Source organism: Candidatus Krumholzibacteriia bacterium, from assembly GCA_035649275.1.
Lineage (GTDB): Bacteria > Krumholzibacteriota > Krumholzibacteriia.
The window spans coordinates 19,106-40,199 of record DASRJW010000012.1; the positions used below are offsets into that span (position 1 = coordinate 19,106).

At 68.9% G+C, this 21,094-nt stretch carries 18 protein-coding genes and 2 rRNA genes; 7 read left to right on the forward strand and 13 right to left on the reverse strand.

Features of this window, described 5'->3' with window-relative positions:
• Positions 1-47 precede the first annotated feature (47 nt).
• Genes VFE28_00935 through VFE28_00945 form a run of 3 tightly spaced genes read left to right on the forward strand, consistent with a single transcriptional unit; the run spans position 48 to position 4,518 of the window.
• Entirely contained in the window at positions 48-872 is an 825-nt protein-coding gene (locus VFE28_00935) for a class I SAM-dependent methyltransferase (GenBank protein ID HZM14540.1), read from the forward strand.
• Positions 869-2,065, forward strand: a complete 1,197-nt coding sequence (locus VFE28_00940) for a glycosyltransferase family 4 protein (protein HZM14541.1) — start codon at positions 869-871, stop codon at positions 2,063-2,065. The genes VFE28_00935 and VFE28_00940 overlap by 4 nt, the downstream gene beginning before the upstream one ends.
• A complete protein-coding gene (locus VFE28_00945) occupies positions 2,062-4,518 on the forward strand; it encodes a hypothetical protein (protein ID HZM14542.1) in 2,457 nt (818 codons plus the stop codon). The genes VFE28_00940 and VFE28_00945 overlap by 4 nt, the downstream gene beginning before the upstream one ends.
• Here VFE28_00945 and VFE28_00950 read toward each other — a convergent pair.
• Both VFE28_00950 and VFE28_00955 read right to left on the reverse strand, forming a co-directional pair.
• Complete coding sequence (locus VFE28_00950; protein HZM14543.1) at positions 4,509-5,453, reverse strand: carbohydrate kinase family protein; 945 nt, start codon at positions 5,451-5,453, stop codon at positions 4,509-4,511. The two genes, VFE28_00945 and VFE28_00950, sit on opposite strands and share 10 nt — an antisense overlap.
• A gap of 41 nt (positions 5,454-5,494) precedes the next feature.
• Complete coding sequence (locus VFE28_00955; GenBank protein ID HZM14544.1) at positions 5,495-5,926, reverse strand: low molecular weight phosphatase family protein; 432 nt, start codon at positions 5,924-5,926, stop codon at positions 5,495-5,497.
• A 120-nt stretch (positions 5,927-6,046) separates the two neighbouring features.
• Between VFE28_00955 and VFE28_00960 the strand changes: the two genes are divergently transcribed.
• Positions 6,047-7,111 carry a dihydrodipicolinate reductase gene (locus VFE28_00960; protein HZM14545.1) on the forward strand — a complete coding sequence of 355 codons (1,065 nt, stop codon included), beginning with the start codon at positions 6,047-6,049 and terminating at the stop codon, positions 7,109-7,111.
• The gene (locus VFE28_00965; protein HZM14546.1) at positions 7,108-9,636 is read left to right on the forward strand and encodes a M1 family metallopeptidase; all 2,529 of its coding nucleotides are present in this window, start codon (positions 7,108-7,110) and stop codon (positions 9,634-9,636) included. Before VFE28_00960 ends, VFE28_00965 begins: the two co-directional genes overlap by 4 nt.
• A gap of 39 nt (positions 9,637-9,675) precedes the next feature.
• Here VFE28_00965 and VFE28_00970 read toward each other — a convergent pair whose 3' ends face one another.
• Genes VFE28_00970 through VFE28_00985 form a run of 4 tightly spaced genes read right to left on the reverse strand, consistent with a single transcriptional unit; the run spans position 9,676 to position 11,990 of the window.
• Positions 9,676-10,413, reverse strand: a complete 738-nt coding sequence (locus VFE28_00970) for a glycerophosphodiester phosphodiesterase (protein HZM14547.1) — start codon at positions 10,411-10,413, stop codon at positions 9,676-9,678.
• Positions 10,410-10,820, reverse strand: coding sequence for a CBS domain-containing protein (locus tag VFE28_00975; protein ID HZM14548.1), 411 nt, complete (start codon positions 10,818-10,820; stop codon positions 10,410-10,412). Before VFE28_00975 ends, VFE28_00970 begins: the two co-directional genes overlap by 4 nt.
• Before the next feature lie 2 nt (positions 10,821-10,822).
• On the reverse strand, positions 10,823-11,059 hold the full coding sequence (locus tag VFE28_00980; protein HZM14549.1) for a SelT/SelW/SelH family (seleno)protein: 237 nt from the start codon (positions 11,057-11,059) through the stop codon (positions 10,823-10,825).
• 55 nt (positions 11,060-11,114) lie between these two features.
• Positions 11,115-11,990, reverse strand: coding sequence for an aminotransferase class IV (locus VFE28_00985; protein HZM14550.1), 876 nt, complete (start codon positions 11,988-11,990; stop codon positions 11,115-11,117).
• A 135-nt stretch (positions 11,991-12,125) separates the two neighbouring features.
• Here VFE28_00985 and VFE28_00990 point away from each other — a divergent pair, with 135 nt between their 5' ends.
• Positions 12,126-12,785, forward strand: a complete 660-nt coding sequence (locus VFE28_00990) for an OmpA family protein (GenBank protein HZM14551.1) — start codon at positions 12,126-12,128, stop codon at positions 12,783-12,785.
• Positions 12,786-12,846: 61 nt separating this feature from the next.
• Here VFE28_00990 and VFE28_00995 read toward each other — a convergent pair whose 3' ends face one another.
• From VFE28_00995 to VFE28_01005, 3 genes are all read right to left on the reverse strand, one after another.
• Positions 12,847-14,223 carry a PDZ domain-containing protein gene (locus tag VFE28_00995; GenBank protein ID HZM14552.1) on the reverse strand — a complete coding sequence of 459 codons (1,377 nt, stop codon included), beginning with the start codon at positions 14,221-14,223 and terminating at the stop codon, positions 12,847-12,849.
• Complete coding sequence (locus VFE28_01000; GenBank protein ID HZM14553.1) at positions 14,220-15,626, reverse strand: trypsin-like peptidase domain-containing protein; 1,407 nt, start codon at positions 15,624-15,626, stop codon at positions 14,220-14,222. The genes VFE28_00995 and VFE28_01000 overlap by 4 nt, the downstream gene beginning before the upstream one ends.
• A 230-nt stretch (positions 15,627-15,856) precedes the next feature.
• A complete protein-coding gene (locus VFE28_01005) occupies positions 15,857-16,810 on the reverse strand; it encodes a hypothetical protein (GenBank protein HZM14554.1) in 954 nt (317 codons plus the stop codon).
• A 263-nt stretch (positions 16,811-17,073) separates the two neighbouring features.
• Here VFE28_01005 and VFE28_01010 point away from each other — a divergent pair, with 263 nt between their 5' ends.
• A complete protein-coding gene (locus VFE28_01010) occupies positions 17,074-18,381 on the forward strand; it encodes a sialidase family protein (protein HZM14555.1) in 1,308 nt (435 codons plus the stop codon).
• A gap of 122 nt (positions 18,382-18,503) precedes the next feature.
• Here VFE28_01010 and VFE28_01015 read toward each other — a convergent pair whose 3' ends face one another.
• From VFE28_01015 to VFE28_01030, 4 genes are all read right to left on the reverse strand, one after another.
• Complete coding sequence (locus VFE28_01015; protein ID HZM14556.1) at positions 18,504-19,583, reverse strand: glycosyltransferase family 9 protein; 1,080 nt, start codon at positions 19,581-19,583, stop codon at positions 18,504-18,506.
• A 25-nt stretch (positions 19,584-19,608) separates the two neighbouring features.
• A complete protein-coding gene (locus VFE28_01020; protein HZM14557.1) occupies positions 19,609-20,385 on the reverse strand; it encodes a glycosyltransferase family 2 protein in 777 nt (258 codons plus the stop codon).
• A gap of 71 nt (positions 20,386-20,456) precedes the next feature.
• Positions 20,457-20,573: ribosomal RNA gene (gene rrf / locus VFE28_01025) — 5S ribosomal RNA — on the reverse strand.
• Positions 20,574-20,636: 63 nt separating this feature from the next.
• Positions 20,637-21,094 (reverse strand): 23S ribosomal RNA (locus VFE28_01030); the annotation flags it as partial.

Genomic DNA, 21,094 nt, shown 5'->3' on the forward strand with positions numbered 1-21,094 from the left:
CCCTGTCGCGCTCACGGTTCGCCCCGGCGTCGCGCGGAGGCCGAGCGATGCAGAGCGAAGTCGCGTGCCCGGCTTGTACCGCCCCGTGGTCCGGTGAGCGTGCGCGCGTGGGTCCCGCCGAGGTCCTGGCCTGCGCCACCTGCGGCCTCTGGTTCTCCCCGGAAACCGACGTCGCCGCCGTCGATTACAGCGCCCTCTATGCTTCGCCGGAATATCGGGCCGCGCAAGTGGAGCCGCTGGCGCGCACGCGAGACTGGCGCACCTTCGCCCGCTACCCGACCTATCGGCCCTTCTTCGAGCAGGTGCAGCGACGCGCCGGGGAAAGCCTTCTCGATGTGGGGTGCGGCGTCGGCATCTTCTGTCGCGCCGCCCACGCGGCGGGCTGGAACGTGCGCGGGATCGATGTCGCCGCCGCCGCCGTCGAGCAAGGGCGTGGCAGCGCCCCCTTCCCTCTCGAGTGCGCCACCGCCGCGGCACTCGGCGAGCGCGGCGAGAGGTTCGACGTGGTCACTGCCTTCGAGGTTCTGGAGCACCAGGCGCATCCCGTCCCACTCGTGCAGGATCTCTTCGCTCTGCTCGCTCCGGGCGGTTCCTTGTTCTGCACCGTTCCCAACCGCGAGAGTCGCCTGGTGCAGAACGCCTCGCGCCCCGACTGGCTTCCTCCGGTGCATCTCCTCTTCTTCACCGCCACGGCGCTGCGACAGCTGCTGGAAAGGGTCGGCTTCACCGTGGTCGCCAGCGGTGTCATCGACCTCGAGGCTCCACCCTCCCTGCTGCGTCCGGGGCGTCTCAAGTACGAACTCCGCCGCCTGCGGCAACGCCACCTCCGGCCCGACCCCGCTGGACTCTGGGCCCACGGACGGAGGCCGTGAGCACGACACCGGAACGGATCGCGATGGTCGCACACGCCCTCGAAGTGGGCGGGATGGAATCGATGTTTTTCGGCCTCGCTCGCGGGCTCCGCGCCCTGGGAGCCGACGTCACCCTCGTCGTCACCGAGAGGCGCGGGGCCTGGCACTCTCGACCACGACAAGAAGATTTCGCCCGCACCGACCTCGTGCCTCCACCCTGGTGGAGTCGTCGCCGCCACGCCCTCGAAGTGGCCCGCTGCCTGCGCCCTTACGACGCCGTCCTCCTGCACCACAGCCGCAGCGCCCAGAGCGGTCTCGGACTCTTGGGGGAGCGCAGTGTGGCGGTCTCGGTGTTGCACAACGACGACGAGGCGATCTTCCGCGTCGGCCTCGGCAACGCCGACAACCTGGACTGGGCGGTGGCGGTGAGTCCGGTGGTGCAAGAGAGAGCCCTCGAGCAGGGGGCAGAGGCCGAAAGACTGCTCTGCATCGCCAACGGCGTCGAGGTCCCTGCCTCCTACCCGAAGGCGGCAGCCCGGCGCGGCACCGCGCCGCTTCGTCTCGTTTTCCTCGGCCGCCTGGAGCAGCGGCAGAAAGGCATCCTCGATCTGCCCGACATCCTCGCCCGCGTGCTCGCCGCCGGCTTGGAGGTACGGTTCGACGTCATCGGTGCCGGTGGAGCCGACGCCGCCCTGCTCCGCCAGCGCCTCGCGGCGCTCCTGCCGCCGGAGCGCCTCTGTTTTCACGGCAACGTTCCGCATCCAGCCGCCATGGAACTCTTGCAGCAGGCGGACCTCTGTCTGCTGCCGTCGCGCTTCGAAGGCGCGCCGATGGTGGTGCTGGAAGCTATGGCGCGCGGTGTCGTCCCGGTGGCGTCGCGGCTTCCGGGCAGCACCGAGTCGCTTTGCCGTGACGGCGAGGAGGGCTTCCTTCCCGCCGCCGGCGACACCGAGGCCTTCGCCGCCGCCATCCTCCGCCTCGGGCGCGACCCCGCCTTGTGGGCCCGCCTCTCCCATGCCGCCTGGGAACGGACGCGGCGTGACTTCGGCAGCGAGCGCATGGCGCGGCGCTACCTGGATCTCGTCCAGGGCGGGCGCGGCACGGCGAGAGCACGCTCCGGAAAGCTCTACCTGCCTCTGCTCGGTCCGGCGAGTTTCGTCCCCGAGGGATTGCGGCGCGGTCTCGTGGCTCTCGCCGACCGGAGACGGGGATGAAAGCGTTCCCGGAGAGTCTCCTCGGCCTCGGCCTCAGCCGTGCGATCGTTTACGGACTCGTGGCGCGTCTCTGGGGACTGCTGGCGGCACCGCTCACCATGCTCTTCGTCGCCAGCCGCTTCAGCGCCGCCGAGCAAGGCTTCTTCTATACGTTCGCGAGCTTGCTCGGCTTGCAAATTTTCTTCGAGCTCGGGCTGCCCACCGTGGTCGCCCAGTACGCCAGTCACGAGTTCGCCGCGCTTGCCTGGGCGCCAGGCGGCCAGGTGACGGGGGATGCCCGGGCACGCGCGCGCCTCGGCACCCTGCTCCGCCGTGCCTCGCAGTGGTTCGCTGCCGCTGCGGGCGGCCTGGTCTTTCTCGTCGTTCCCATCGGACTCTGGTTTTTCTCCCGGCAAGGTGAGGCTGCCGGCGTCGCCTGGCGCGCACCCTGGGTCCTGGCGTGCTGCGGCAGCGCCTGCAATCTCGCTCTCGCCCCCTGCATCGCCGTCGTCCTCGGCAGCGGTGAGGTGACCGCGGTGAATCGGCGGGAGATGGCGGCGGCGATCCTCGCCGCTGCCGGCACCTGGGTCCTGATCTTCTCAGGGTTAGGCCTCTACGCCGCCTGCGCGCCGGCGTGGTGCCGCTGCTTCGTCTTTGCCCACTACCTGGGCCGCGAAAAACCGGCGCTGCTCCGCCTGGCCTACGGGCGCGGTGCGCTCGGCTCGGATCTCTCTTGGCGGCGCGAGATCTGGCCGCTGCAGTGGCGCATCGCTCTCTCCTGGGCCTCGGGCTATTTCGTCTTCCAACTTTTCAACCCAGTGCTCTTCTACTACCACGGCCCCGAGGTGGCCGGGCGCATGGGGATCACGCTCAGCGCCGCCAACGCGCTCCTCGCCCTCGCCCTCACCTGGACCGCGGCGCACGCGCCGGAAATGGGGAAGCTGGTGGCCCGGGGCGAGCGCGCCGCGCTGGACCGCCTCTTCCAGCAGCTGCTGCGACAGACTCTGGTGGTGGCCGCATCCGGGGCGCTCGCCGGCACCGCGGTGCTTGCCTTCGTGCAGTCGCGCTGGGCCATCGGAGCGCGCTTCCTGCCGGCGACGCAGGCAGCGCTTCTCTTCGCCGCCATCTGCGGTCACGTCACCCTCGGAGCTCTGGCAACGTACGGGCGCGCCCACAAGCGCGAGCCCTTCGCCGCCCTGTCGGTAGCGCTGGCGGTGCTGCAAGGTGCCGTCACCTGGCTCCTCGGCCGCGCCCAAGGTGCCGCCGGTGTGGTGAGCGGTTGCGCCCTCGTCAGCTTCCTCGTCGCCGTTCCCTTCGGCGTCATCCTGTGGCAGCGCTTCCGCCGCGATTGGGAGAAGGCCACAGTCGGTCCGCGCCCGCAAGCCTGGTGGCGATCTCCTGCCCTCGTCGTCATCGCCAATTTCCCGGATCCGGGCGCAGAGCGCGACGGCGCCATGCAGCGAGTCGCAGCGCTGGACGCCCGCTTCGACGCACTCGAGCGGGTGTATCTGGATCTCAGCTTCCGCCGCCATTTCCGCCCGCGCCGCGAGTCGCGGGGCCCACGGCTCACGGTGCTCCGCGCCCACGCTTTCTTTTCCCCGCTCCTCGTCGCCCTCCTGGCCCGACGCGCACGCCTCTTCTACGTGCATTCGGTGTACAACGGCCTGCGCGCGCTCTCGGTGTATCGGCAGCGGTGCGTGGTCACCGACATGCACGGTCTCGTGCCGGAGGAGCTACGACTCGACGGGGCGCGCTGGCGCGCCCTCCTCTTCCGCTGGGTCGAGACTCTGGCGCTGCAGCGCAGCGCCCTCGTCATCACCGTCTCCGACGCCATGGCGCGACACTTCGCCGCGCGCCCGCGTCGTCACCCCGTGGCGACGCTGCTCACCCTCCCGCTCGTCGAAGCCCTCGCGCCAGCCATCGGGGGCAAGTTCCGCAGCGCCGCCGCGGCAGGAATGGACGTCCTCTACGTGGGCGGGGTGCAGCCCTGGCAGAACCTGGAGCTCATGCTGGATGCCGTGGCCCGCGCCGGCGAGCAGCACCGCTACACTTTCTTGAGCGGCCAACCCGAGGCATGGGCCAGGCAGCTCGCGGCGCGGCATCTGCTGCAGCGGGTGCGCTTGGACTCCGTAGCCAAGGCGGACCTCGGGGACTACTACCGCAAGGCGCAGCTCGGATTCGTGCTCCGGGACGACGATCCGATCAATCGCGTCGCCTGCCCGACGAAGCTGGTCGAGTACCTCGCCCACGGCGTCGTTCCCGTGGTGCTGCAGCCGCGCATCGGCGACTTCGAAACGCTGGGTTATGCCTACGTGCTCCTCGCCGATTTCATCGCCCGCCGCCTTCCCGAGCTGGCGGCGCTGGAGCGCATGGCGCAGCACAATCAGCGTGTCGTCGCCGGCTTGGCGCAGCAGGCCGAGCGCGGCTTCGACCGTTTGTGGGCGCTGGCGAGCGGTGCTACCGTTCAGGCGTGAGGCTCGGGCAGCAAGGTTTCGAGCTCGCGAGCGAGAGCGCGTCGCAGGTCGCGGAGCGCACCGAAGGGCTCCCAGCCCGCCTTGGTGCCAGCCGTGGCATTGGCGAAGCGCAAGGCCGCGTCCACAGGGGCCCCTTGGAGCAGGGCGAAAGCGAGGCCGGCGCCGAAGACGTCGCCGCAGCCGGTGGGAAACGCCGGCTCTGGCTGGCGCGCCGCCGGCAGGCGCAGGCTCCGCCGTTCTCCCCCTTGGTGCCAGAAGCCGTGACAGCCGGCGTCCCCGAGGGTGACGAAGACACCCTGCGGTCCGAGGGCGAGGACACGAGCGGCGAACTCCTGTAGCGGCAGACCTTCGCCGAGGAGCTTGGCCTCGGTCTCGTTCATCTGCACCCAATCGGCGCATGCCACCCAGCGCTCCCAGCCCTCGGGCTTGGAGAGGAAGCGCTTGCCGTTCGGGGCGAAGTCCAGGGTCAAGCTGTGCACATCCAGCTGCACCGTGCCGCCCGTCGCCCCGCGCAGCGCCTGCATGCCTTCCAAGGTCACGTCGCGTCCCGAAGTCAGGTTCACCAGCACCCAGTCCAGAGATCCGAAGCCGCTGCACTCCGCTGCCGAGAGGGGCGGCACCAGACCGACCAAGATCTCCTCGCGTTCGGTGGCGCTCGTGTAGGTGAGATAGACGTGGTTGTTGCTCTGCGGCACTTGCATCAGGCCGGAGCGGTCGACTCCGGGCAAGTTGAGCGCCGCCTCGATGGCGGTGAAGGCGTCGGCACCCACATGCGCCACCGGGAGGATGCGCGCTTTGCCTTGGAAGAGGTGTGCCAGGGTCAACACACTGTAGTGCGTGCCGCCGAGGTTCTCGCTCCGCGAGCCGTCGGCATACACCGTGGTATCCCGCGTCAACGTGCCGAGGACGGCGATGGCTGGGGAAGTGGCGCGCATGGCGGTGCAGTCTACCAGCGCCGGCTCGGGCTCAAGCGGGCTTAAGGGAGCCGGGCGACGAATTCGGTCACCAGACCCTGGAGGACGGTGAAGGCGGCGCGGTACTCCTCTTCTGGGCCGCCGTAGGGATCGTCCACGTGCCAACCCAGGACGGCGATGTCACCGGCGATGCGCAGGATCAGATCCTCCACCACCTCGTCGCTGGCGATGAGGAAGTCGGCGCCTTGGGCCATGGCCGCGTCCAAGCGGCGGGCCCGATGGCTGGACAGATCGAGGCCGTGGGCGGCGGCCACCGCAGCCGCGAGTGGTGCGGCCGGTTGGCCCTCGATGGCGCCGACACCGGCGGAGGTGACCTCGTAGTGCGCGCCGAGGCCACGGCTCGCGAGGGCGCGGATCAGGAGTGCCGCCGCCGTCGGGCTGCGACAGATGTTGCCGAAGCACACCACCAGGATCTTACGCTGCCCCTGTGCCATGGACCGCGCCTCCGCAGGCAGTTCCGGACGAAGCGCCAGGATGCCACAGAGCGAGGAGGCGCGTCGACCATCGCTCGCCTCGTGTTTGGAAGCCCGCTTTGGCTCTGCTAGAGTGCAGGCATGGAGCGCCGCCTCACGCTGCGTGCGCGCCCGGCTCGTGCGGCGCGCCAGAAGGTGGTCATCATCGGCCTGGGCCCGATCGGGGTCGAGCTGGGCAAGCTCGTGCTGTCGCAAGATGCCTCGTTCCAGCTCCTCGCCGGCGTGGATCTTTCGCCGCAGCTGGTGGGCACGCCGCTGCGCCGCCTGTTGGGCCCGCAAGCTCCGAGCACGTCGGTGCGGGAGACGGCGCCGGCACCACGCGGCGAAGCTCTCGCCTTCCTCACCACCACGAGCTCGCTCCGCGGCGCTGCGCCCTCCATCCTGGCGTTGCTCAACCAGGGCTATCACGTGGTCTCCTCCACCGAGGAACTCTCTTACCCGGCGCTACGCGCGCCACGCCTCGCCGCCCGGCTCGACCGCGCCGCCCGCCGGGCCGGACGATGCATCGTCGGCACCGGCATCAATCCAGGTTTCGCCATGGATGTGTGGCCGGTCATCTTGGCCTCGAACTCGCAAAGCCTGGAGCACGTGCAAGTACACCGCGTGGTGGACGCGTCGCAGCGGCGCGGGCCTTTGCAACGCAAGATCGGCTCGGGCCTCACGGCGGCGCAGTTCGAAGCCCTGGCGCGGGAAGGCAAGATCGGGCACGTGGGTTTGGTGGAGTCCTGCGCTCACGTCGCCGATCTGCTCGGCTGGCCTCTCGATCGGGTTCAGGAGACGCTGGTGCCGAAGCTCGCCCCACGCCGGTTGCGCACCGATCATTTCGATGTGCCGAGCGGACGCGTCTGTGGCATCCATCATCGCGCCGTCGGCTCCCAGGGCGGCCACGAACGCATCGTCCTGGACCTGCAGATGTATCTGGAAGCGGAGAATCCCCGCGACGAAGTGCACCTGCGCGGCAAGCCGAGCCTCCACTGCACCGTGCACGGCGGTTTCCACGGCGACCTGACCACGGCGTCGCAGCTCGTCTCCGCCGCCGTGCGTCTGGGGTCGATGCCTCCCGGGTTGCACCTGGCTTCGGAGCTGCCGGCGCCGCGTCGCCCCGCCCGGCGGGTGCAACTGGCCTTCTCCGACGCCGACTCATGAACGGGGAGAGCAAGCGACCCTTCGCCCCGCCGGATCTCCCGGCGCGCTACGCCCGCCACCGCACCTACGACACCCGTCACCTCCGGCTGGAGCTGCGGCTCGATCCACGCCGTCCCGACCTCCGCGGCGTCGCCACCTTGACCCTGGTGCCGCTGGAATCCTTGTCCAGCCTCGACCTCGATCTCGCCAGCACGCTGCACGTGGACTCGGTGCGGAGCGACGGCGGCGCCGTGCGCTTCGAGCATGCCGGCGACTGCCTGCGGTTGCACTGGCCACGCCGGCGACCGGGAGGTGTGGAGCTCCGCCTCGCCATCGCCTACCACGGCGTGCCGCGGCGCGGCCTGTACTTCATCGGCCCCGACGCGGCGCACCCGCGCAAGCCGGCGCAGGTCTGGTCCCAGGGCCAGGACGAGGACTCGCACCACTGGTTCCCCTGCTTCGATCATCCGCACGACAAGACCACGAGCGAACTCCTCGCCACGGTGCCGCAATCTTTCCAAGTCATCGCCAACGGCAAGCTCCTCGGCGTACGCCGCCGTGGACGCTGGCACACCTACCACTGGCGCGAGGACGCCCCGCATCCGCCCTACTTGATTTCCCTCGTGGCCGGCGATTTCGACACCGTGCAGCAGGAAGTGGACGGGGTGCCGCTCACCTACGCCGTCCCCCGCGGCGAACGGCCCCAGGTGGAGCGCACCTTCGGCCGCACCCCGGAGATGCTGCGCTTCTTCGCCCGCAGCTTCGACTTCCCCTATCCCTTCGAGAAATACGCCCAGGTGGTGGTGCAGGATTTCATCTTCGGCGGCATGGAAAACATCTCCGCCACCACGCTCACCGATGCGGTCCTCCTCGACGCCGTGGCCGCTACCGAAACCCACAGCGACGCGCTCATCGCCCACGAGCTCGCGCACCAATGGTGGGGCAATGTGCTGACGTGCAAGGATTGGGCGCACGCCTGGCTCCACGAGGGGTTCGCCACCTACGCCGAAGCCTTGTTCCTGGAGCACCACCGCGGGCGCGACGAGTTCCTCTGGAAGCTGCACGGCGACGCCGAGGACTACTTCAAGGAAGACGAGGCCTACCAGCGTCCCATCGTGGAACGGCGCTACACGCGGCCGGTGGAGATCTTCGACCGCCACCTCTACGAGAAGGGCGGTCTCGTCCTGCACATGCTGCGCCACGAGCTCGGCGACGCCCTGTTCTGGAAAGCCTTGCGGCACTACCTGCGCAAGCACGCTTTCCAGAATGTCGAAACCGCGGACCTCAAGATCGCCATCGAAGAGAGCACCGGCCGGCACCTGGACGCGTTCTTCGAGCAATGGGTGCTGGGGGCTGGGTTCCCGCGCCTCGAGGGGCGCTGGCGCTGGGACGAGACGAGCCGGCAAGTGGAGTTGCAACTGCGCCAGACCCAGGGGCCCGAGGGCGGCCGTGCCTGCTTCTTGTTTTCCTTGGATGTCGAGGTGGGCTTCGCCCGTGGCCCGCGCCGGCAGCGTCTGCAAGTCGAGCGCGCCCAGCAGAGCTTCGCCCTTCCGGCACCCCAGCGCCCACGCTATCTGCGCCTCGATCCCGAGCATGCCTTGTTGCTGCAGCTGCAAGTCGAGCCCGGGCGGGAGGAGCTCCTCGCCCAGCTCGAGAGCGCCCGGGATCTGCATGGTCAAGTGGATGCGGCCCGCGGCCTCGCCCGTTTCCCCGGCGATGCGGAGGTGACCCGGGCGCTCGGCCAGGCGCTCCGCCGGGCGCGCTTTCCCGGCACCGCCGGTGAGATCGCGCGCGCCCTGGCGCGGGTGGGCGGCGCGGCGGCGCGCACGGCGCTGCTCGCCGCGCTGCGGAGCGACGAGCCGCGCCGCCGGCGCGCCATCGTGCGCGCCTTGGCCGAGCTCCGCCCCGAGCTCCCGGTGCACGAGGCTCTGCTTGCTCTCTGGCGTCGCGAACCGGCATACCTCGTCCGCGCCGAGATCCTCCGCACCCTCGCCCGCCGGCGCGCCGACGCCACCTTCGCCCTCTGCCGCCGGGCGCTGCGCCTGCCGTCGTACCGCGACTGCATTCGCGCCGCGGCGCTGGAAGCGCTCGGTCTCCTGGAAGACGAGCGCAGCATCGACGTCGTTCTGCCCTGGTGCCGTTATGGCCACAGTCGCTGGGCCCGGTCGGCCGCGATGCGCGCCCTCGCCACCCTCGGTCAGTCGTTCCCCGCCCGGGCCCGGGCGATCGAGGAAATCCTCATCGGCAGCCTCGGCGATCGAGACTTCTTCGCCAACATCGATGCGGCGGAAGCACTGGCCCGTCTCGGCCGCCCACAGGCGGTGCCGGCGCTGCGTCTGCTGGCGCGGAGCGATGTGGATCGTCGCATCCAGCGCGCCGCCGAAATGGCGCTCCGCGAACTGAGCGATAGCGGCCGCTCGCCCGAGGCGTGGAAAGCCCTGCGTGCCGAGTTGCGCGACCTGCGCCAGGAGAACGACGACCTGCGGCGGCGGGTCGAACGTCTGGAGGCGCAACAGAGCGCCCAGGGCCGCAGTCGACGACGTTGAATGGCAATGATTCGATGGGTTTGTGCCGGTGACCTCGGGTCAGATTGCATCCCGCCGCCGCAAGCTCTTGCAGATCTTCCCCGGTTCGTTGGTGATGATCCCCTCGACGCCGAGATCTTGCAGTCGTTGCGCCACCTCGGGATCGTCCACGGTCCAAGCGAACACCTGCCCCCCGGCTCGGTGTACGCGCTCGACGTGGTCCGGTTTCTCCAGCAGCGCCGGCGCCCACAGGGCTTGATGCAGCAGCGGACCTCCGGGGTCCGGGAGCGCTTTGGCGAGGAGGCCGAGAGCGATGCCCGAGGCCCTGGGAAGGAGCGCTTCGAGGCAATCGCGGTCGAAGGAGGTGAGCAAGAAGCGCAAACGCTCCGCATGCGGGAGCGCTGCCGCGAGCACGGCGGCGCCCAAGCCGGGATCGTCCTCGGGGGACTTGATCTCCAGGTCGACGAAGGTGCTGTCGGGCAGGCTTTCCAGCGCTGCCTCCAAGCGCGGTGGCGCCACGCCGCGGAAGCGAGAGCCGAACCAGGCGCCGGCGTCGAGTCGGCGCACCTCGCCCCAGGGCACCTCGCGCACCCGGCGCGCCAGTCCCGCCGTCCGCAGCCAGTCCGTATCGTGGACGAGGACGAGGACGCCGTCGGCGCTGCGCTGCACGTCCACCTCGACCCCATCGGCACCGAGACGAAGCGCCAGTTCCAGAGCCGGAAGCGTGTTCTCCGGCGCCTGCGCCGCAGCGCCGCGATGGCCGAGCACCAGAGGCGTCCCGCGCCGCGGGCTTGTCATTCCAGGATCTCGAGCAGGTAGCGCAGGAAGTTGGCCTCGGTGACGATCCCCACCAGTTTCTTCCCTTCCACCACGGGCAGGCAGCCGATCTCGAGCTGCAGCATCTTGCGCGCCGCCTCGCGGGCGTCGGCATCGGGCTCCACGGTCACGATGTCGGACTGCATGATCTCCCGCACCGGCACGCCGCGGAGCAGAGCGTCCTGTTCGTGCTGCGAGATCCCCGCCAGGCTGGAGACGCAGGCACGCAGGAGATCGCGGTGGGTGATGAGGCCGACGAGATGGGTGGAGTCGTCCACCACCGGCAGATGGCGGACATGCTTCCACGCCATCAAGTCTTCCGCGACCTTGAGGTTGTCCGTGTGTCCCACGGCGAACACCGGCGTCGTCATGATGTCCCGGACCTGCATGCTCAGGATCTCCCTGACCGCTGGAAGTGAGCGAAGATCTCGGCGTCCTCGGGGAAACGTTGGGTCGCCGACTTGCTGAAGACCAGACGGCCGTCGACGCTCACCTCGAAGGCACCGCGTCCGCCCTTCACCAGTTCCACGGTCGCCCCGAAACGTCGCTGCAGCTCCGCCGCCAGACCGGCGGCGCGGGGGTAGTAGTTTCAGACGACGCAGTATTCGATCCGCACGCGCTGCTGCATCGGCACCTCCCCCTGCCACCTCCCCATGGTACACGGGGTTGCGGCGGGACCGCCATCAGGAAGGAACGCGGCGCCGCCACGGTTTCCCCCGGGTGCGGGCGTGGAAGCGCGCGAGCAATGCCTGCGCCACGGGGCCAGGCGCACCGCTGCCGATGCGCTTGCCATCGACGCGCACCACCGGCGTCACCTCGAGAGAGGTGGAGGAAAGCAGCACCTCGTCGGCGGCGAAGAGAGCCGCACGCCGGAAGGGTTGCTCCCGCACCTCCAGTCCCTGCGCTCGCGCCAGCTCCAACGTCACCTGCCGTGACACGCCCGGGAGGATCTCTGGACCCAACGGGTGGGTGCGCAGCACGCCGCGGCGCAGCACGAAGATGTTGCTCGTCGCTCCCTCGCGGACCACGCCGCCAGGGCCGAGAAGCACGGCTTCATCGGCGCCGGCCCGCCAGGCAGCCTGACGGGCCATGACGTTTGGGAGCAACACGAGGGTTTTCAAGTGGCAGAACTTCCAGCGCCAATCCGGGAGAGTGCGCACGCTGGCGCCGTGCGCCTGGAGATGTCCCGCTTCGTCCCCGGACTTTTCGACGTAGATCACCAGCGTCGGCTGGACGCTGCGGGGGAAGAGGTGCTGCCGGCGCCGCGAGCTGCCGCGGGTCACCTGGATGTAGATGCGCGCCGCGTCGTAGCCGCTCCGCTGCAGCAGCTCCAGGATCAGCGCGCGGAGCCGCCGGTTCGGCAAGGGGGCCGGCAGGCGCAGCCCGCGGCGGCTGTGCTGCAAACGCCGCAGATGCGCTTGCAGCGCGAAGGGCCGTCCGCCGTAGGTGCGCAGCACTTCGTAGACCCCATCGGCGAACAGGAAGCCACGGTCGAGGACGGCGACGCGGGCCTGTCGCAGCGGGCCCACCCAGCCGTTGACGTAGGCCAGATCAGGCAAGAGACTCCTCCGCGAGGGCGCCAGCCTAGCCGAACGGCACGTCCCGTGCAAACACGTTCGGGTGGACGCTGCCCCGCCCTCATGGGGAGCGTTTGGACTCCGGCAATGCACCGTGCGCATGTGGAGGAGGAGACTATGGAGTGGAGGAAGATCGGGGTCGTGGCTCTGGCGGTGGCTGTCGCCGGGCTCCCCGTACTGTTCGGCTGCACCGGGACACAGAAGGGCGCCGCCATCGGCGGGGTCGCCGGCGCGGCCACCGGGGCCGCCGTCGGCGGCGGCAAGGGTGCGGTCATCGGCGGCGTGGTCGGAACGGCCGCGGGCGCCATCATCGGTGACTACATGACCAAGCAGAAGAAAGAGCTGGAAAAGGTGCCTGGAGCGGACGTGCAGCAAGTAGGCGACGAGCTCGTGGTCACCTTCCAGAGTCCCATTCTCTTCGATACCGACTCGTCAGTGCTCAAATCCGAGGCGCGCAAACTCCTGGACGACGTGGGCCGGGTGCTGCAGAACTATCCGGAGACCGATGTGCTGGTGAAAGGGCACACCGACGACACCGGCTCGGAGACCCACAATCAGCAGCTTTCCGAACGCCGGGCGGAGTCGGTGCGGAATTACATTGTCACCCGCGGCGTGAACGGTTCACGTCTCCAGGCGTTGGGCTTCGGCGAGAGCATGCCGGTGGCGAGCAACGGCAGCAACGACGGCCGGGCCCAGAACCGCCGGGTCGAGCTACAGATCGCTGCCAACGAGGAATTGCGGGCTCGCAGCGAGGACGCTTCCAGCCACCCGCGCTGATCGCCAGACGCCGCAGCGGGGAGGGCAGCCGCGGGGTTGCCCTCCCGCCGCGGGCGGCGGCTCAGCCTTGCCAGTCGGTTTTCACGGTGATGAACTGACTGCGGCCATCGCGCTCGACGAAGAACACCAGCTTCCGGATTTCCTTCTTCGCCGCATCTTCCAGCACCCGCTTCACGTCCGCCGGCGCCGCAATGGTCTCGTCGTCGACGCGCTGGATGATGTCCCCGGCCTCCAGGCCCCCGACGCTGCTCCAGCTGCCTTCCTCCACCCGACTCACCATCACGCCCCGGAAGTCCGGCGCCAGGTCGTGGGCGCGGAGGTCGGCGAAGACGAGCTCGCGTACGGTGAGCTCGAAATCGTTGTTGTGGTATTCCTCGGCCTCCTGGGGCGACTTCGGCGCCGCCTGCAGCACCACGTCCACCTCTTGCCGCGACCCGCCGCGGACGATGCCGAGGTGCAGCTGGGTCGCCACCCCCGCCAATCCCACCTGTTCGACGAAGATGGGCACGTGGTCTTCTCGATCCACCGGGACGGGAGCGCCGTTCATCTCCAAGATGATGTCGCCCTCCTGCAGACCCGCCACTGCCGCCGGGGAGCCGGGGATGACGGAGTTGACGATGATGCCGCTCTGGGCCGGCAGCTTCCAGTAGTCCGCCATCTCCGGCGTCAGCGCCTGCAGCGTGATCCCGAGCCAGGCGCGGCGCGCTTCGCCCTTGCGCGGCGGGCTCGCGATCAATGGCGCCAGCGTCGCCGACGGCACCAGGATGCCGTAGTAGGAGCCCTCCTCGCCGCCGAAGCTGGAGACGAACGAGGGACCGGCGCCGCCGAGCTCGGAGAGGACGCCCACGGCCCGGCCGTCGGCATCGAAGACGGGCCCGCCGAGGGCATCTTCGGCGTTCAGATCCGTCACCAGGAAAGGCTTGGGCTTGTCCACGTCGGCCACGACGCGACCCGCGGCGAGATGCACCATCGGCTCCAGGTTGTCGGGCAAGAGCCCCAGGACGTAGACGTCATCGCCCACGTGCGGCCGGGAACGCACATCGAAGCGCAAGGGCTGTACCCCGGGCGGCAGGGTGCCTTGCAAGCGTAGGAAGGCGATGTTGGCGAACTCGTCACGCCCGACGAAGCTGGCGTTGCGCACCACGCCGCCGCCGAAATGCACTTTGAAATCGTGGGGTTGGGCGCCCGTGGCCGAGCTGGTGACGACGGCGCCGTTGAGCATGATCAGATCCGTTCCGACCACGACGGCCAGGTCGCGGCCCTCGACCTCCCGCACCTGGCGCATCATCCGCGTTTCCACGTAGTAGGTCACCGCCACGACGCTGCCGCGCTGGCGCTCGTAGATCTGCCGCGGCCCCGCTTGCGCCGCCTGCACGCCACCCATGAGCAGCACCGCGAGAGCGGCGGAGCTCCCGCAACGCTCGAGTCCTCGCCTCACCCTTCACGTCCTCCTGGCTTGATCAGCACGAAACGCCCGGAATCCCGTCGCTTGACGTGCAACATGATCGGTTCTGGAGTTCCCTTCGACAGCCCCTCGTAGAGCTGGCGGAACTGTTCCAGGCTCTCCACCTTCGTCTCCCCGATGAAGCGCACGATGTCCTGCGGTGCCAGACCGCCTTCTTCGGCGGCACTGCCGCCGCGCACGCCGGAAACCAGGACACCGGAGGCATTGTCGAGATGCATGTCCAGCACCGTCTGCTGGGTGATCCCCCGCACGGTGAAACCCCAGGCTTTGACCTCGAAATCGCTGCCGCTCGAACGACCGTACTCCCGCGGCGTGAGCCGCACCGTCTGCAAAGAACCGGCGCGCTGGTAGGCGATCTCGACCTCCTTGTCCGCCGGGAGGCCGGCGACGAAGCTATAGAAGAGCGGGATCTCTTCGTAGAAGCGTGCGGTCACGTCCTTGTTCCCCACGCGCACCAGCAAGTCTCCCGGCTTGATCCCAGCGCTCTCCGCCGGCGACTCCGGTTCGACATCGCTGACGAGGACGCCGCCGGCGCGAGCGGCGAAGAAGTCCTCCAGCTCCTGCAACGGTTGCACCTCGACCCCGATCCAACTGCGCTCGACCTTGCCCCCGGCGATGATGGCGCCCGAGACCTCACGCACCACGTTGGCAGGGATGGAAAAGCCCAGGTTGTTGGCCATGACGAAGGCGCGGGAGTTGATCCCGACCACCCGGCCCGACAGATCCACCAAGGGGCCGCCGCTGTTCCCCGGATTGATCGCTGCATCGGTCTGGATCCAGGTGTTGAAGATGCCGGTGCGCTCCCCCGAGGGCAGGCGGAAATCGGCGGGCAGGTAGCGGTCGGTGGTGCTGATGACGCCGAAGCTGAGGGAGCGCGACAGGGCGAAGGGGCTGCCGAGGGCCATCACGATCTGCCCGGTCTGCAGCGCGTCGGAATCGCCAAACTCCGCGGCCGGCGGCCGCTCCCCCTTGTAGTCGCTGAAGTCCAGCTTGAGCACCGCCAGGTCCGTGAGCGGGTCGCCGCCGATGAGCTCGGCGCGGAGGCGCTCCTTGTTCCAGAGCGTGCAGATGACCTGCTCGGAATGGCCCGCCACGTGGTAGTTGGTCACCACGTAGCCCTCGGCGCGGACCACCACGCCACTGCCGGTGACCTGCGACTTCTCCTTCGTCCCCGAGCTGTAATCGGGGACGACGGGCTGCACGTTCACCAGCGCCGGCAACACTTGATCGCGGGCGGCGTAGATCTGCCGCTGCAGCTCGTCGCCGGCTGTTCCCGGGGCGGGGGCACCGCCGCGCGCCGGCTTTCCGGACACTGCGGACACTGCCGCTAGATTGCAGAGCCCGATCAGCACCATGGACTGGATTCCCCGCCGCAAAGCTTTCCTCCTGCACCCAGTTTGCTTCCACCACTGTCGGCGCGCCCCGCGAGGGGCGACCCGCCTGCTGCGCGGCGCAGCCTGCATCATCATCCTCCAGACGCGGAGAACTGCCCATGCCTCCGTGGCCCTGGCGGGCGGATCCCCTCGCCTGGGAAAGCATTATAGGGTCCTGGGCGCCGCGACGCTGTCTCCGCCTCTGGTGCGCCCCTTCTACGGGAGGGCGCGCCTCACGGTTCCCTCGCCTTAAGCATGTCGCAGACCACGGGGGCGAGCGCCGACGCCGCCACCCAGTGGCCCCGGGCCCGCCAGTGACCGTCGATACGGAAACTCACCGGCCCCGGGTCGGCTGCCAGAACTCCCACCAGGTCCAGGTAAGGAATGCCGAGAGCGTCGCAGAGCCCGGCCAGACGGGCGCTCATCTGCGGGCCAAAGGTGGTCGCCTGCGCCAGGAGCAAGGGCGCGCCGGCGGCAGCGGCTTCCTGCCGCAAGAGGGCCAGTGCCTGGCAGAAGCGCCGCCACTGCAGCTCGTCGAGGAGCAGCTCCGTCGTTCCCCCCGTCACGCCGCGCTCCTGTGCCGCCGCCACCCGGGAACTCTCGGCGCGATGTTGCTGCCGGAAGCGCAGGAAGCGGTAGGCCTGCAAGTGCGCCTTGGCGAGGTCGGTGAGCCAGCGCGCGCTCCGCCGGAGCGGCCCGAGCACGACCGGACGGAGGCGCATGCTGTCGCCTTCCACCACATAGATACGAGCATCGTTGCCCACGACGTCGAGGAGATCGTTGGCCACGAACAGGTAGAGCGCCAAGTCCGGGTGGAAGCGCGCCGCCAGGTGCTTGGTGCGCGCGGCGCAGCAAGCGGCACCGAAGCCGCTGACGCCGAAGTTCAGCACCTCGAGCGGTCGGGCCGGGAAGCAAGCGTGCAGGCGTTCTTCCAGGAGCCGCGCCACGGTGCTGTCCAGGGGCACCTGCAGGGCTTCGGCGAAGGAATCGCCGACGAGCGCCACCCGGAGACCTCCCGGTGGTTTCTCCAGCCGGCGCGGCAGGTCGCGCATGCCGAAATCGTTGATCTGGATCGGGACGGAGAACTCCTGCCGGCGATAGACGTAGCGCGCTCCCGGCGTCGGTTCGAAGTACGTCGCCGGCGAGTAGCGATAGCGCGACTCGGGTTGCGGCTCGAGCCAGCGCACACCCAGCTCGAAGAGCGCTGCGCCAGCGACACAAGACACCGCGGCGAGAAAAAAGGTCGACCGACGGCGAGTCGGCGATGGGGGCCCGCCGGTCCCGCTTGACCGCCTCGCCACTGGCTTGCTACGGTGCCCCGCCGATGCCACCTTTACCTTGCCTCCTCGGAGGGACGCTCGCTGCCAGGGCGCGCTGCAGCGCGGCGCTCGCGGTCGCGGCTCTCGGGGCGGGTTGCAATGCCGCCCCACCGGGTTCGTCGAGCGCGCCGGTGACTCTGGCACCGCGCTTCGTCGACGCTGCCTTGGCCTGTGACGAAGCGGGCGGCGTCTACGCTGCCGGCACCGAGCGCTTCGAAACCACCAATCAGATCTTCGTGGCCCACTCCAAGCGCTATGGCGAAAGCTGGAGCCCACGGTTCCATTACGTCAACACCAGCGTGGCGGGAGAGCGCGGCAGGCCGCACCTGGCCGCGGGTGCTCCTGGCGAGGTCTACGTCCTCTGGGAAGACACCCGGCACGGCAAGGTCGATCTCTTCTTCAACCGCAGCCTCGACGGCGGCGAGTCCTGGCTCGAGGCAGATGTGCAGGTCAACACCGGTGTCGTCCCCTCGCTGCACCTCGCCGCTCCCATCCTGCGCTGCGATCGGCGCGGCAACATCTACGTGGTCTGGCGCGACGAAGCCGAGGGCTTCGTCGCCTTTTATATCAACAGCTCGCACGACCGCGGCAGCAGCTGGTTCGAGACGCCGGTTGCCATCACCGGTGTTTCCACCGCGGAGAAAGCCGCCCCCGACCTGGTCTGCGACGACACCGGGAGCCTGCTCCTGGGATGGTGCGAGCTCCAAGCCGGCGTCCCGGGTATCTACGTCAACGCCTCCGTGGATCACGGCGCCACCTGGCAGTGGGAGAATCAGTACCTGGGACGTCCCCTCGTCGGCTCGCGCTTGCCGCGCCCGGCGCTGGCGCTGTCGCCGACCGGCGCGGCCTTCGCGGCTTGGCTCACCAGCGCCGGCGTCCTCTTCACCCGTTCCCATGACCAAGGCCGGTCCTGGGAGGCTGCCCCGCAGCGGCTCCCCACCGGCGGCTATCCCACGCAGCCGCAGATGCACATCGACCGTTTCGGCCACCTCTACATCGTCTGGCAAGCCGTGGCCGCCGATGCTTCTTCCTTCTTCAGTCTTCGCACCAGCGCCGACGATGGCGCCACTTTCGTCGAGACACGTGTGCCCCGCACGGGAGGCTGGCATCTGGTCGCGCCCGCGGGTTTCCAGGAACCAGCTTTCGTTCCCTTTCGCAGCGGTGCCGACGCCGCCGGCAATTTCTATCTCACCTGGACCGAAGGGGACCCGGGCATCCGCGGCATCGGCTTCGACCGGGTCTCGAATTACGGGGCGCTCTGGCTCGGCCTCACGCGCAACCTGAACCTCGCCTCGCATCTGCCGGCCACACCCGAGGCGCCACTCCTTTGCGTCGGGGACACCGGTCATGTCTATCTGCTTTGGAACGAAGGGCACACCCTCACCGTGGCATCCTCGCCCTTCTACGGCGACTCGGGCTGGAGTTACGAACACTTCTGAGCCCGTGCGGCGCGGCATCAGCTCCACCACAAACAGAATCGCGTCGATCCAGGAGTGGAAGGAGGGGGACGCGAGAGGTCGCCTGTCATCAAAGACGCCTATCGGGCGTCCCCTCGCCATGCTCAACGAGGAGTGCGCCTCTCGGTCTGCGAGCGCAGCGTTGATGGCCGCGAGCCAGGGCGCACCTCGGCGCGCCCAGCGAGCTGCATCACTTCCGCCTCCACCTGCCCGGGTGTCACGCTCTGCATACACACATTATCGTGACAATCGGCGTAGCGGCGGCCGTCGTAACAAGGACGGCAGGGCAGGTGCGCGCCCCCCCACAGGACCACGGTCCTGGCGTCGGGGCGGATGAATTCCGCCGGCGCCGTGGGACCGAAGAGCGCCACCAGCGGTGCTCCCGCCAAGCGCGCCAGGTGCAGGGGTCCGCTGTCGTGGGTGACGACGGCGTCGCAGGCCGCGTAGAGACCCACGAGATCCATGACCGAAGTTTTGCCGATCAGATTGAGGACATCGAGCCCGGCGAAGCCTTCCTGGACCCAGAGGTCGGAGGCGGCACCGGTGAGAACCACGCCGCACCCCTGGGCGAGGAGGCGACGGGCGAGCTCGGCGTAGTGCGATAGAGGCCAGCGCTTCAGAGGCACGTCGCTCAGGATGTTCTTGGCACCGCCCGGCGCCAGCGCGACGACCGGGACGGGGAGGGTGGCGAGTGCGGCCCGGACCGTCTCGGACAGACCCACCGGAACGCTGGGGAGCACACTGGGCACCTGCGCCGGACCCTCCTCGCCGGTGATCAAGCGCGCATATTCATCGCCGTGGTAGCGGCCGGGCACCGGGAAGGGTCGCTGCCCTTGCCGGCGCGAGAACCCGCGTCGCTCTGCTGCTGCCAGCGGACGGGTGAGCCAGCGGTAACGCGGGTCGGGATGAGCGGTCACGATGAGATCGAAACGCCGCCCGGCGAGGTCGATCCAGAGCCGCAGCATGGCTTCGATCTTTTGCGCCCGATTTCCGGCCAAGAGAGGCTCTTCATCCACCGCGATCACCTGGTGCACCTTGCCCGTGGCTTGCACCAAGGGAGCCGTCTGCTTGGCCGTAAGCCAGGTGACCCGCGCCTGGGGATAGTGCTTTTCGATCGCCGGGAGCATGGTGAGAGCCATCACCACGTCGCCCAACGCCGCGATCTTGACGATCAGGATTTCCAAGGCTTCCCCCCCACGTCACGCGAGTTTAGGTGCGCAGCTTGGCGTAGGGAAGGCGGAGCAGCTTGACGAGCTGCCGGCCGACCCAAGGCGTGCCGTTCAGCTCGAGGTAGCGGTCCTGGCTCGTGTAGTAGAGGCGCTTGCGCTCCCGCGACGAGCGCAGGCTCTGCCCGCCGAGGTGGATCACTCGGGCGGCGGGCTCACGGACCACGGTCTTGCCGGAGCGCCGATAGCGCCGGCAGAGATCGACGTCCTCGTAGTAGAGGAACAGACGCTCCGAGAAGCCGCCGAGCTGCAGGTACTCGACCCGCCGTGCCATCACCGCCACCGCCGAAACCCAGTCGGGCTCCACCGTCGTGAGGACGGTGCGGGTGCGCCGGGCCAGAATGCGGCCCGCCGTGGGAAAGATGCCTTGCGCGTCGGACTGAAGCGTCTGCCCGTCGGCTCGATAGACGTCCGGCGCCACCAGACCGATGTCGGGGCGCTGCTCCAGCTTGGCGCGCAAGAGCGCCAAGCAACTGGGCTGCACCAAAGCATCGCTGTTGAGGAAAAAGAGAAAGTCCCCCCTCGCCAGCCGGGCGCCCCGGTTACAGGCGGTGCCGAAGCCGAGGTTCTCGTTTTGGGGGAGGAAGGTGACCGGGGCAGCGGCGAAGCGGCGCTGCAGGTGCTCGCAGCTGCCATCGCCGGAATGATTGTCCACCACGATCACGCGCCGCAGGCACTCCTCGGGGAGGGCCGAGGCGATGGCCCGCTCGGTGCATTCCTGGGTCTTGTAGTGGACGACGATGACGTCGACGTCGCGCATGGCTCCCCCTAGCAGCCGCCGGGAGCAGCGGGAAAGCAGCGGACCCCGCGGCGGGCGCGGGGTCCGGGAGAATTGGGCGGCGTCCTACTCTCCCACCACCTCCCGGTGGCAGTACCATCGGCGCTGCAGGGCTTAACGGCCGTGTTCGGAATGGGAACGGGTGTACCCCCTGCGCTATCACCACCCAAAGGGTGCGTCGTGGCAGCGACGCGAAGAACGACAACCCGAGCAGGGTAGAGCCGAAAAGAGAATGAGCCAAGCCTCACGGGTTATTAGTACCAGTCGGCTGCACGCGTTGCCGCGCTTCCACCTCTGGCCTATCAACCAGGTAATCTCCCTGGACCCTTTAGGGACCCGAAGGTCCGGGAGCTCTTATCTCAGGTTCGGCTTCACGCTTAGATGCTTTCAGCGTTTATCCGCTCCCAACATAGCTACCCTGCCATGCCGCTGGCGCGACAACAGGTACACTAGAGGTTGGTCCGTCCCGGTCCTCTCGTACTAGGGACAGCTACCTTCAAAGCTCCTCCGCCCACAGAGGATAGGGACCGAACTGTCTCACGACGTTCTAAACCCAGCTCACGTACCACTTTAATTGGCGAACAGCCAAACCCTTGGGACCTTCTCCAGCCCCAGGATGTGATGAGCCGACATCGAGGTGCCAAACCTCCCCGTCGATATGAACTCTTGGGGGAGATAAGCCTGTTATCCC

Bases quoted from the DNA above. Each gene is read 5' to 3' on its own strand.
- VFE28_00935 (HZM14540.1), top strand. From the start codon at position 48: ATGCAGAGCGAAGTCGCGTGCCCGGCTTGTACCGCCCCGTGGTCCGGT.
- VFE28_00945 (HZM14542.1), top strand. From the start codon at position 2,062: ATGAAAGCGTTCCCGGAGAGTCTCCTCGGCCTCGGCCTCAGCCGTGCG.
- VFE28_00950 (HZM14543.1), bottom strand. From the start codon at position 5,453: ATGCGCGCCACTTCCCCAGCCATCGCCGTCCTCGGCACGTTGACGCGG.
- VFE28_00955 (HZM14544.1), bottom strand. From the start codon at position 5,926: ATGGCACAGGGGCAGCGTAAGATCCTGGTGGTGTGCTTCGGCAACATC.
- VFE28_00960 (HZM14545.1), top strand. From the start codon at position 6,047: ATGGAGCGCCGCCTCACGCTGCGTGCGCGCCCGGCTCGTGCGGCGCGC.
- VFE28_00965 (HZM14546.1), top strand. From the start codon at position 7,108: ATGAACGGGGAGAGCAAGCGACCCTTCGCCCCGCCGGATCTCCCGGCG.
- VFE28_00970 (HZM14547.1), bottom strand. From the start codon at position 10,413: ATGACAAGCCCGCGGCGCGGGACGCCTCTGGTGCTCGGCCATCGCGGC.
- VFE28_00975 (HZM14548.1), bottom strand. From the start codon at position 10,820: ATGCAGGTCCGGGACATCATGACGACGCCGGTGTTCGCCGTGGGACAC.
- VFE28_00990 (HZM14551.1), top strand. From the start codon at position 12,126: ATGGAGTGGAGGAAGATCGGGGTCGTGGCTCTGGCGGTGGCTGTCGCC.
- VFE28_01020 (HZM14557.1), bottom strand. From the start codon at position 20,385: ATGCGCGACGTCGACGTCATCGTCGTCCACTACAAGACCCAGGAATGC.